6 protein-coding genes are annotated in these 11,784 nt (G+C 66.1%); all 6 read right to left on the bottom strand.

What is annotated here, in order from left to right:
- Window positions 1-5,060: DUF4347 domain-containing protein (locus tag NX773_RS23260; protein WP_258858613.1), on the bottom strand; the 5,060-nt coding region annotated here is incomplete at its 3' end.
- 18 nt (window positions 5,061-5,078) lie between these two features.
- Window positions 5,079-5,879, bottom strand: coding sequence for an efflux RND transporter periplasmic adaptor subunit (locus NX773_RS23255; RefSeq protein WP_258858612.1), 801 nt, complete (start codon window positions 5,877-5,879; stop codon window positions 5,079-5,081).
- Between the two features lie 26 nt (window positions 5,880-5,905).
- Window positions 5,906-7,540: a TolC family protein gene (locus NX773_RS23250; RefSeq protein WP_258858611.1), complete on the bottom strand. Its 1,635-nt coding sequence runs from the start codon at window positions 7,538-7,540 to the stop codon at window positions 5,906-5,908.
- 324 nt (window positions 7,541-7,864) lie between these two features.
- Window positions 7,865-8,467, bottom strand: coding sequence for a hypothetical protein (locus tag NX773_RS23245; RefSeq protein WP_258858610.1), 603 nt, complete (start codon window positions 8,465-8,467; stop codon window positions 7,865-7,867).
- Window positions 8,468-8,594: 127 nt separating this feature from the next.
- Window positions 8,595-10,271 carry a DUF4214 domain-containing protein gene (locus NX773_RS23240; protein WP_258858609.1) on the bottom strand — a complete coding sequence of 559 codons (1,677 nt, stop codon included), beginning with the start codon at window positions 10,269-10,271 and terminating at the stop codon, window positions 8,595-8,597.
- A 135-nt stretch (window positions 10,272-10,406) separates the two neighbouring features.
- Entirely contained in the window at window positions 10,407-11,693 is a 1,287-nt protein-coding gene (locus NX773_RS23235; RefSeq protein WP_258858608.1) for a serine hydrolase domain-containing protein, read from the bottom strand.
- Between the last annotated feature and the right edge of the window lie 91 nt (window positions 11,694-11,784).

Here is an 11,784-nt window from a genome sequence, read left to right as displayed (position 1 = left end):
CCCGCCGTGCCGTTGACCTTGATGGTGCCTTTGCCCGGTGCGCTGGTGACGGTGTACGTCAGGCTGCCGTTGCCGGTGTCGACATCGGTCGCGTTCAGGTAACTCGTGGTGAGGGTGACGGTCGCGCCCTGGGCGAGCGAAACCGGCGCTACCGCCAGCACGGGTGCATCGTTGACCGGGGTGACGATGACCGTCATCTGCGCATCGCCGGATGCCACGTTTGACTGGTCGTACACCTTGAAGTTGAAGGTCGCGTAGGGGCTCCCGTAAGCATTCGCGACCGGCATGAAGCGCAGATGTCCGGCCATGATTTCGGAAGTGCTGACCATGGTGCTGGCGCCCGTCACATCCTGCCAGGCGCCACTGACGTAGGTCTGCAGCTTGCCCGTTCCCGGCAAGGTGAAAATCTCCACCGTGGACATGCTGTCGCCGGTGTTGAAATCGCTGAAGAGGAAATCCGTTGTGCCGAACACGTAGGAGTTGTCCTCGGCCGTCGTCACCGTGTTGTCGAACGTGATCGGCGGATAATTGGTCGTGATGATGCTCACGTCCACCTGCTTGGCGGCGGTCGTATTCGTGCCATCCGAAACCGTCACCGAGAACGCGTCGCTCGTGGCGCTGCCAGACGGATTGGCGGTATAAGTCACGCTGCCGGCGTCGAGATCCTGCTGGGTGAAGGTGACGGCGCCCGTCACCACAGTGCCGTTGAACTTCACCACGCCCTTGGTCGGATCGCTCGTGATCCTGTAGGTCAGGCCGTCGGACTTTGTGTCCGGGTCGTTGGCCAGCAGGTAGGCGCTCGACAACACGATCGACGTGTTCTGGTTGACCGTAATCGGCGCCACATTGACCACCGGCGCATCGTTCACCGCAGTGAGCGTCACCGTGCGCGACCAGTTGATCGCTGCGGTATCGCTGCCACCCAAAGCAGTGCCGCCCGAGTCCTGCATGCTGCGCAGCGTGAACGTACGGCTTGCGTTGTTGCCGTAGTTGGTCGGGTTGTTGCTGCTCGACTGGTAGGCGAGCCCTGTCACCAGCGACTGGATCGACGAAGGCGACGCCTGCGCGGTGTCCACCGTCAGGGTCGCGGTCGAACCGGAAAGGGTGACATTGACGCGGTAACCGCTGGCCGTCAGCGTGCCGCTGCTGGAATGGTCAAGGTAGAGGGTGGTGCCGTCGATGACGATCTGGTCGCCGTCGAACACGTTGGACACATCGAGGGTGATGCTGGTGATCGACTGCCCGCTCTCCGCCGACGCACCGCTGCCGCCGAGTGTGGCGGTGGCGGAGGAAAACAGCGTGGTTGCCGATCCCTTCTCGGTATAGCCAGACGCGCCATTGGTCGCGGTCAGGGTCGGCGCATCGTTGGTGCCCTTGATGGTCACGCGCACGAACACGTTGCCGCCCGCCGTGGCAACCTGGAAGCTCTCCTCGATCGACTGCCCCGCGACCAGGGCCTGCACTTCCGCCGCGCTGTTGTTCACGGTGTAGGTCCAGGTGGCGCCGGACGCGGTCAGCGTGCCGAGCGCGGACGAACCAAGGGTGTTCCCGAGCCAGTTCGATCCGGTGATGGTCTGGCTCAGCGTTCCGCTTGCCGACAGGTTGCCGCTGGTGACCGCATTATCCTCGATCACGGTGCCAATCAGGGTGCCGGTCGGTGCCGGCGCCGAGATCGTGATCGTGCCCACGGTGGCGGAAGCGGACAGCGGGCCGCCGTAGCCGGTGTTGCCCTGGTCGTTGACCGCCAGGGTGAGCTTGGCCGTGCCGACCTCGCTCAGCCCCGGCTGGTACAGCACCTTGGTGTCGCTGGTGTTGGTCCCCGTGAGGATCGCATTGATGTTGGCGAGGGTGCCGGTGAGGACGAGCGTGCCGGTGCGCGAGCCGCTGAACGTAACGTTATCGATGGTGGTCGCGGTGGCCACCCGTGTCCCGGCGTTGTACAGCTCAAGGATGCCGAGATCCACGCTCAGCGTGACGCGGACCGTGCCGCTGGCCGCGTCCACGTCGGACACCGAAATGCCCGAGTTCACGCCGCGACCAAGAATCAACCCGTCGCTGGTGGTGGCGCTGCCGACGGCGTAGCTGGCGCCGCTGGTGACGGTCCGGTTGAGCGAGGTCGCCGCGCCGCTGACCGCCGGCGCATCGTTGACCGCCTGGACCAGTACGGTAACCGCCGCCACCGTGGGGTCGCTTGCGTTGCTGTCCGGGTCGGTGATCTTGAACTGCACCGTGCGATTGAGCGTCGAAGGCGCATCGCTCGTGTTCGAGAAGTTCACCGCGCGCACGACGGCGTTCACCTGGTCGGCTGTCACGTTGGAGCCGGTGAAGTTGACGGTCAGGACGTTACCGGCAAAGGTGGCGGTGCCGACCTGCGTGCCGTTCACGCTGACCGCGCCGCCGACAAGCGAAACCCCGCTTGCGCTCAGCGACAGCTGGTCCTTGCCGCTCTCGGGGTTGCCGCTGATCGTGACCTCGAGCTTGCCGCCACTGAAGTTTCGGGTGTCGAAGTCGCTGAACGTCGCGTTCGGAGCCAGGGTCACCGCGGCGCCGTTCTCGACGAATTGGTAATTGCCCGAAATGCTGCCCAGGGTCGGCGCGGTCAGGTTGATCGGCTGGAGCAGGCCAAGGTCGCGCCAGGTCTTGTCCTTGTCGCCCTTGCTCATGGTGCCGATGCCGCCGATATCGCCGTTGATCGAGTTATTCTGGGTCAGCGTCATCAGCACGAAACCCAGCGACGTGTTCGTCGATATCGACTTGCCCAGTGCCGCGACGCGCGACTGCAGTGCGCTGAACGGCAGCGAGAACGTCAGGTAAGCGTCGGTCTTGCCGTCGCCGCCGATGTCGGTCGTGCCGGTGGTGACGGACGTGTACGAGTAGCTGCCGCTGGCCGAGACCGGCGCGGTGATCGAGGTGGTGCTCGGACTCACGTTCAGGTCGGCGCCCGGCGCGAACGTCACCACGCCCAGGCCGTTGTTGCGGCCGTCCACGCCGATGAAGATGTCCAGCTTGCCGTCGTTGTTGACGTCCACGCCAAGCAGCACCACACCGGTGAACGTCGCCACGCCTTTCGACAGGGTCGGGTTGCCAATGCGGACGCGGTAGTACAGCGTCTGCGTATTGGTGTCGTAGCCGCCCTGCAGCAGCGGCGCGCTCGAATTGCCGACCAGGTCGGTGTCAGCGGCGTGCGACTGGGTGTCGTTGTAGGGGTCGTAGTTATTCCCCGACAGGAGCGTGACGAATTTGCTGTCCGGCGAAGAGAGGGTGTAGGTGGTCGTCACCGAGGTCTTCAGCAAGACGGTGGCCGCGCTGAAGTCGCTGCTGCCGCCGGAGACCGACGCGTCAACCACGCCGTTGGTGCTGACCGTGCCGCCGGCGTCAACCAGCTTGACCGACAGCGCCGGCGCGGCACCCGAGAAACCGCTTGCGGGCTTGAAGCGCAACTGGTCGTTGACGCCGAACGTGATCGCCGACGAGGCGGAAGTCACGGCGCCGATGTTAGTCCAGCTCGAGCCATTGTAGTACTGCCATTCGCCAGCGCTGGCATCGCGCGTGTACGAGACGATCGCGATACCCTTGAATGCATCGCTGTCGCTGTCGGCGTATTTGGTCAGGAACAGCGAGGACACCGACGCGCCCGGCGGGTTGGTGGTGGTATCGGGGATGCTCGCCAACGTCGCGTCGCCCGATGCGGTCGGCGCGTGGTTGGCCGGCGGGGCCGCGACCGTGAAATCGGTGCCGCTGACCGTCACGTTGCCATTGGCGTCCGTCGCGCGCACGTTCAGGTGGTGGGATCCGACTGTCTGCGTGGCCAGGGTCACCGTCGAGCTCACGCTAGTGGCGGGGGTGATCGCCAGCGAATTCCAACTCCCGGAGTCGACCTGGTACTCGAGCGTGGACACCTTGGACGCATCGCTTGCCGTCAGGCTGAAGCTGGACGTGGACGCGGTGCTGGTGTTGGTCGTGGTCACCGTGGGCGCGGTGGTGTCCTTGACGATGGTGAAGGTCTGGTCGTTGGTGGCGCTCGGGCCAGCCGTCCCGCCCTGCGTCACATAGACGTTGAGGGTGCCGTCGGCAAAACTGCTCAGGTTGATCGTTCCGCTCCAGGTGCCGCCCTGCGTCTTGGTGATCCCCGTGATGGTCGAGGTCACCGATGGCGTCCCGCCTGCTCCGGTGACCGTCACGTTGATGTCCCTGCCGGTACCGTTATCGACGGTGCCACTGACGGTGACCGTGGTCAGGGTGTCGTTCGTGTTGACGACGTTGTCCGTGCTGACCTTCACGTTGGCCGCGCCGAGCAGGCCGTCGTAATGGTCGCCGGTGAGCGGCGCCGTTTCGACGCTGCCGGTCTGCGTCTCGAGCGTCCAGTTGCCGCCGCGCGCTGCCGCACCGGTCAGGTCCACGGACGCAGCGACGTCGGCGCCGGTCAACTGCGACAGCCGGCTGACGAACTGCTGGCCATCGGCGCCGGCCGCCACGTCGCAACCGTAAATCAGAAAGTCGCCATTGGCGGTGAGCGCGCTGCCCAGCTTGCCGAACTGCGTATCGAAACCTTCGAGATTGGCCAGCGATACCTCGGTGCTGCCAAGCCGAATGCTGGCCTCACTGCCGTGCGTGACGAGATGGATCGCGTCCACCGGCGCGTGGCCGTCGAGCGCTGCCAGCATCTGCTGCAGGCCGTCGCGCGTGTGGTCCAGCACCACCACTTCCACGCCCGGCTTCACCCCGGCCACGAGCTGCTGGTAGTTCTCGACGTTGTCCTCGATGAAGACGATCTCGTGGCGCGTGGCGTCGAGCGGCCCCGCCACCGCGGCCGGCGCCTGCAGCGCCAGCTTGTCGATGCCGGCCCGGTCCGCGTCCACCGCGCGCTCGGCCGCCTGCGCGGCACCGCGCTCGGCCGCTGCCCTGGCCGCCAGCACCGCATCCCCGGTCGCGCCGTCGAACATCACGCGCGGTTCGAGCGCGAGCGGCGCGGGCCCCCGCCCGCTCAAGGGCCGCCGACTGCGCCGGGCAGGCTGCTCGATGGCGTTCAGGACGGGGGCGGGAGGCAGGGGCTTGTTCATGGTGGTGGTTTATCGTTGTTATTGGGTGGACGGCGGTTGCAGCGCGACGCGGCCGCTCATGCCTGCGATGAGTTCCGGGAAGCGGCCGCTGATGGCGGCGGACAGCTTCACCGACTGGCTCACCGGATCGACCTTGGCGCCGATGCGCTGCACCTTGGCCGAATAGGTCTTGTTGGTTTCGTCGATGTGGACCTGGAACGCGTAGCCCGGCTTGAGCCACGCCAGCCAGCGCGACGGCACGATGAATTCGAGCTCGAGCACGGAGTCGTCGAGGATGTCCAGCAGCGGCTGGCCGGGCTGCACATACTGCTGCTCGCGCGCCTTCTGCTCGGCCACCCTGCCCGCGAACGGCGCCGGGATCACGCACTTGGACAGCACCACGCTGGTGCTGGCCACGTCGGCCTTGGCCTTGGATACCTCGGCCTCGGACACCTGCAGTTCCACCTTGCCCACCGAGTTCAGCTCGTCCAGGCGCTTGTTGGCGGCGTAGGTCTTCTCGGCCGCGGCCAGCACGGCCCTGGCCTTCTGCAGTTGCGCCTGCTGGATCGAGCAGTCGAGCGCGACCAGGGTTTGCCCGGCGCGAAAGCTGGCGCCCTCGGGCACGCCGATGCGGCTGATCTTGGCGCCGATCTCGGCGGCGATGGTGGTGTAGCGGCGCGGCGCCAGCTGCGCGCGAATGTCCTGCTTTTCCAGCGCGGGACGGTCGGCCGCGCGCGGCGCCGGCGCCTGGACGGACGCGGCCTGCGCGGCACCGGCCAGCATCGACAACATGGCGGCAATGCGCAGCGCGCGGCTGCGACCGTTCTGGTGACTGCTCATGAAACTTCCTTTGTTACCCGGCGCCTTCAGTTGGAGGCGACCTTGATTTGCTTGCCAGGCCTGGCGCTCTTCGCGGTCTTCACCGCGGTCGCGGGGGCCGGCTGGGCCGGCGCGGCGGGCGGCACTTCCTTCTTCATGCTGTCGAGCGAGGCGGCCACTTCGCGGGTCAGCTGCTCGAGCGACATCGAGGTCACGCTGCCGATCACCGGCTCCATGCCCATGGTCGCCTGCACCTTGCCGGCCGCGCCCTGCAGCTGCGCGAGCGACTGGTAGCGGCGCAGCAGCGAGAGGATGGCGGTGGTGCTGTTGGCCACCTGCTCCAGTTTGCTCTGCGCCTCGGCCACTTCGCGGTTCTTCATGTGCTCGGCGATCTTCGCGTCGGCCTGCCAGATCTGGTCGGCGCGCACGTACTGGCGATAGGCGATCTGGTACTGCAGGCGTGCCAGGTGCACCTGGGTCAGCACGGTCATCTGGGCCGCCATGCGGCGCTGGTCGGCGAGCTTGACGCCGGCGTCGGCCAGGCGTTTTTGCGACGGGCCCGAGAACAGGTTCATCAGGTTGTACGACAGGTGCACGCCCGCGTCATTCCAGCGGTTGTTGATCAGGTACTTGTCGGTGTCGTAGCGCAGGTCGTAGTTGAAGGCGAGGTTCGGGAACAGCTTGACCAGCGTGCGCTTCGTCTCTTCGACCGCGATGCGGCTGTTGTAGAACTGCTCGCGGATGTCGGCGTTCTGGGCGACGGCCAGCTCCTCCATGCGCTGCACGGGTACCTCCAGCAACGAGGTGTCGGCCTGGCCGGCAGGCTCGGCCACCTCGAGGGGCGCGTCGAGCGGCGTGTTGATCAGGTTGGCCAGCTCGATGCGGCCGGACGACAGCTCCTGCTCGATGCTCTCGAGCAGGCGCAGGTTCTCCAGCAACTGGCGCTGATAGCGCAGGCTGTCCACGGGCGAGCGCAGACGCTCGCTCTCGGCCTTGCGCGCGTCGTCCAGCGCGGCCTCGGCCAGGTCGATGGTGCGGCGCACGTCGTCGCGCAGCTTTTGCGCGCTCACGGTGCGCCAGAACGCGCTCTTCACGTCCTGGATCAGCACGTGCATGGCCTTGCGGCGGCGCTCGGCGGCGATGTTCACGCGGTCGGCAGCCTGCTTGGCGGTGATGTACGACAGGCCGAAGTCGAGCATGTTCCAGGTCAGGCCAAGGTCATACGCCGGCTTGCTGCGCTCGGACGAGATGAACGGGTGGGCCAGCGAGGGCTCGCCGGTCACCGAGTCCACGCTACGCGTGATCAGGTCGGAATTGCGCCAGGTGTAGCCGGCGTTGGCGAGCACGCGCGGCAGCATGTCGAGGTTGGACGCATCGAGCTGGTTCATCGCCAGCGCCTCTTCCATCAGGCGCGTGCGGCGGTCCAGGTTGTACTTGAGCGCGCGCGCGATTGCCTCCTCCATCGTCAGCTTCCCGCTTACCGGCGGCACGTCCTGGAAGGCGGCCGCGCGATCGAGCGCGGTCTGCTTCCTGATCTCATCGGCCGACAGCGGATGCACCTGGACGGTGCCGCAACCGGTGAGCAATGCGGCGGCCAGCGCGATCGCGACGGCGCCGGCGATCTTCTTGGAGGACGGTGTGGAATGCGGGACAGTGCTGGTTGCAGATGGATGGGATGTCACAAGTTGGTCCGTTACACGTAAATGAAATAGCGCCGGGCTAAGGACCATGCGCCGGTACGGCAACATGAGTCTTAAGTTGCCGCTCGGCAAGTTGTTTAACTCGTGGGAATCTAGGGAGGTACGGGAAGGAATTCTAGTTGATGCAGGATAAGAATCCGCACTTGTTGCCGAGATCTTCGGCAAATTCGTCGCAACAAGACGACAAAGCTTTAAGCCCCGTAAAATCAAGGGAAACAATGATTCTGTGCGGCAAGAGAAGTGCAATATTTGGATAGAAAAAAGCCAGCCCGCAGGCTGGCGTTCTGTCACGACGACTCCGGCCGATCAGTAGCCGCGGCCACCGCCGGTGCTGGTCCCGCTGGTCCCGGTGCCGCTGGTTCCGGTTCCGGTTCCGCTGGTCCCGCTGGTGCCGGTGGTCCCGCTGGTGCCGCCAGAGGTGCCGCTCGTGCCGCCCATGCTGCCGGTCCCGCTGGTGCCCGAGCTGCCGCTCATGCCGCTGGTGCCGCTGGTGCCCGAGCTGCCGCTGGTGCCGCCCATGCTGCCGCTCGAACCGGAGGTGCCGCCCGAGGTTCCGCTGGTACCGCCCATGCTGCCCGAGGTGCCGCTGGTACCGCCGGTCGTTCCGCTGGAACCGCTGGTGCCGCCCATGCTGCCGCTGGTGCCGCTAGCCTCGCTGCCGGTGGACGTGCCTGCGTGCTTCTTGGATTTCTTTTTCTTTTGGTGCTTTTTGGTGGTGGTGGTGGTGCTGGTAGTGCTGGTGCCCTGGTCCCCGGCGCCCGTTGCGCTCTGCTGGCTGCCGCCTGCGCTTTGGCCGCTCGCGCTTTGGCCCGAGGTGCTGCTCGATTGTGCTTGCACGTTCACCGAACCGAACATCGCGGCGACGACGGACGCACCGAGCAGGGCCTTCAAGACTTTGTTCATATTCATATCGATCTCCTAATAGTTTCGGGGCAATCTCAACAATATCAAGCCGATAAAATCGAGGACGCCGAGTTTAGAACGGTCGATATAAAGACAGCGCGCGATAGCCTTGCAGAAAAATCCAGCACGCTCATCAAGCCCAGATCTTGTATTCGAAGCCTGCCGCAACACCGACCAGCGCGGTGAAATTCTCCTGGCTCTCGCTGAAACCAAGCAGCACGCCGGCCACGGTGGCACGGCCCTCGTCCAGCGCCTTGACCCAGAAGTCGATGCCGCCGGCGTCCGGCGCGCGGTGCAGCACGTGCTCGTACATCTTGGTCACCAGCTCGGTATTGGTGGGCGATGGCCCGTAAGCTTGCCGGAATTCGTCCGAATGCACGAAGCCGTCCGCGATGGCCTGGAGCGTGCTGCCACCGTCATGCTGGCCGATCCAGAAGCCAAGGCCCCCGGCGTCCGGCTTGCGATCGAACGCGGCCTGGTACAGGCGGTACACTTCGCCGGCGTTGCCCTGCCAGTCGTAGGCAACGGCGATCTTGTCGCTGAAGTAAAGGCGGTCGATGCCGAACAGCGTGTCGTTGCCATCCTTGCCCGAGCTGTTGGCCACGGCCACGCCGGCGTCGGTGCGCAGCAGCTCGTAGCTGGCGCGCGCGTCGCGGAAGGTGACCGCGTCGCGGCCGCTGTAGCCGATGAAGGTGTCGTTGCCGGCCGATGAGGTGAACCGGGCATCGACGCCTTGAGCGCCGCGCATGGTGTCGCCGCCGGCGCTGGAAAAGCCGGTCATGAAGCAGTAGATGCCGGCGTCGCCTCCCGAGGGGTCGGCGTCGAAGGCCCGGACCGTGTACGGCCCGCCCGCGGCCAGATTGACCGTGAAATCGGTATCGCTCGCCACGGTCTGCCGGAACACCACATTGCCGCTGGCGTCGAGCAGTTCCATGCCCACTGCAACGCCGTTGCCGCCGGTGTGGACGAAGTTGAAGGTGAGCTTGCCCGCGGCCGGCACGTCGAGGCGGTAGAAGTCCTGGTCGCCGTGGTGCATCTCGGCCTCGACCACGCGCGAGAGCGGCAGCGCCTGGGCGTGCGCGGCGTCGGTGTCCGAGGCGCCGTCGTACACGGTGCCGGTTTCGTAGCTGAGCGAGGAGCTGAATGTGTAATAGCCACCGTCGCGGTGGTCGCCCACGTCGGGATCGAGCACGCGCAGGTAGAAGTCGCCCGGCGCGCTCATCGTGGCGTCGAAGCTCGCGTCCTGCCCCAGGGTCTTGGTGGTCAGCAGGCGACCCTGGTCGTCCAGCAGGTCCACCCTGATCGGCGCTCCGCCGACGGCGCCCGACGGATGGCCGAACACCGCCTTCAGCTGGCCCGGCCCGGCCGAGACCTTGAATACGTCGACGTCGCCGTTGCCCAGGGTGCCGACGATGCGGTCGGTGAGCAGCGCCGGCAGCGCCGTGGCCATGGTGTCGTTGAGCGGACCGTCGTACACGGTTGCGGGCGCGGCGTCGAGCGAGGCGTTGATGGTGTAGGAGCGCGCGTCGTGCGCGTCGGTCGGGTCGCGGTCCTCGATCGTCAGCTGGTAGGTGCCGGCCGACGGCACCGTCGTCTTGAACAGCTGGCTGGTCGAGGTCGCCTGCGAAAAGACGACGTTCTGCGCGGCGTCCTTGAGCGTGACCCAGACCTGCTCACCACTGCCAGAACCGGCCGGATCGGTGAATTTGATGGCGATCGCCCCGCCCTTGGTGGTGACCTCCAGCTGGTAATTGGCGCTGCCGCCATTGGTCAGCGTGAACTGCTGGTCCTGGCCGAATACGATTGCCATGCTGTGCTCCTTTGGGGAAGTGGCTGCATGGCAATTATTGGAGAGGAAGGGCGAGGGGGAACTGCTGCAAGTCAAGGCTTGCAGCGTGTCCGTGCAGTGTTCTTGAGGAAACGCGTGGCGGGCTGCCCGCAAGGCTCAGCGCGCGGCGGCGACGGCGAGCGGTTTGACCGACGCGTAGTCGAACCCGCGCGCGGACTGGGCCGCGAGCGTACCCAGCTGAGTGTACAGCGGCAGCACGTTGCTCTTGTCGTCCGGGTACACGCGGTTGGACAGGAACACGTAGAAGGTGCGCGAGTTCGGGTCGATCCATACGATGCAACCGGTAAAGCCGGTGTGGCCGAAGCTGCCGACCGGGAACACGGTGCCGCGCGGACGCACGGCGTATGGCGAATTGATGTCCATGCCCATGCCACGCAGCGCCTCGATGCCGGCCGGCGACTGCGCGGTGGTCATCAGTCGCACGCTCGCTTTGCTCAGCACACGCACGCCGTCGAGTTCGCCGCCGTTGAGCAGCATGCGGGCGTAGCGGGCCAGGTCGCGGGCGGTGCTGAACAAGCCGGCGGAACCGGCCACGCCATCCATGCGGCGCGCGGTCGGGTCGTGCACCACGCCCTGCAGCAACTGGCCGCCGGCCACGTCGCCGTGCAGCTCGCGCTGCGCCGGGTCAAGCGGCGACTTGTGGGTCGGCGCGATCTTCTCTTTCGCCACCCGCTTGAGCGGCAGGTAGCCCGTGTCGCGCATGCCCAGCGGCGTGTAGATGTGCTGCTGCGCGAATTCATTGAGCGGCATGCCGGACAGTTTCTCGACCAGTTGGCCCAGCAGCACGTAGTTGACGTCGGAGTAACGGAAGAAAGTGCCCGGCTTGTTGGTCACCGGCAACGAGCAGGCCAGCGCGTGGCCGGCCGCCGAACCGTGCCAGGCGGGCGTGGCCGGAATCCCCGACGGCAGGCCCGACGTGTGCGTGAGCAGGTGGCGGATCGTGATCTCCTGCTTGCCGCCGTTGGCGCATTCCGGGAAGTACTGGACCAGGCGCGCATCCAGGTCGATCTTGCCCTGTTCGGCCAGCAGCATCACCGACGGCGCGGTGGCGATCACCTTGGTCAGCGAGGCGGCGTCGAACACGGTATCGGTCGTCACGCTGGCCGCGCCCGGCTCATAGCTCAGCGTGCCATAGCCTTGTTCGTACACGGCGCCGTTGCGCTCCAGGTGGAACACCGCGCCGGGCAGCTTGTGCTCGGCAATGGCGGCGTTGATCGCGCTGTCGATCTGGGCGAAGCGCGCGGTATCGAGTTCGGTTTGCGAGACCGCCGGAACGACGGGCGCGGAGCTCGGCACCTGGGCGCAGCCGGCCAGCAGCGCGACCGCGACGGCGGCGAACGTGGTGTTGCGCTGCAGCAGTGCGGTCAGGTGGGATGGGCGCATGAACTGATCCGGTCAAAATTAACGTCGAGCAATAATAGGGAAGCCGTACTGACGGGTCAATCTTTACGGTCGGGGACGGGTGCGCACGCGA

The sequence above is a fragment of the Massilia solisilvae genome (assembly GCF_024753215.1).
GTDB lineage: Bacteria > Pseudomonadota > Gammaproteobacteria > Burkholderiales > Burkholderiaceae_D > Telluria > Telluria solisilvae.
This window is presented reverse-complemented; position numbering and strand designations above follow the sequence as displayed.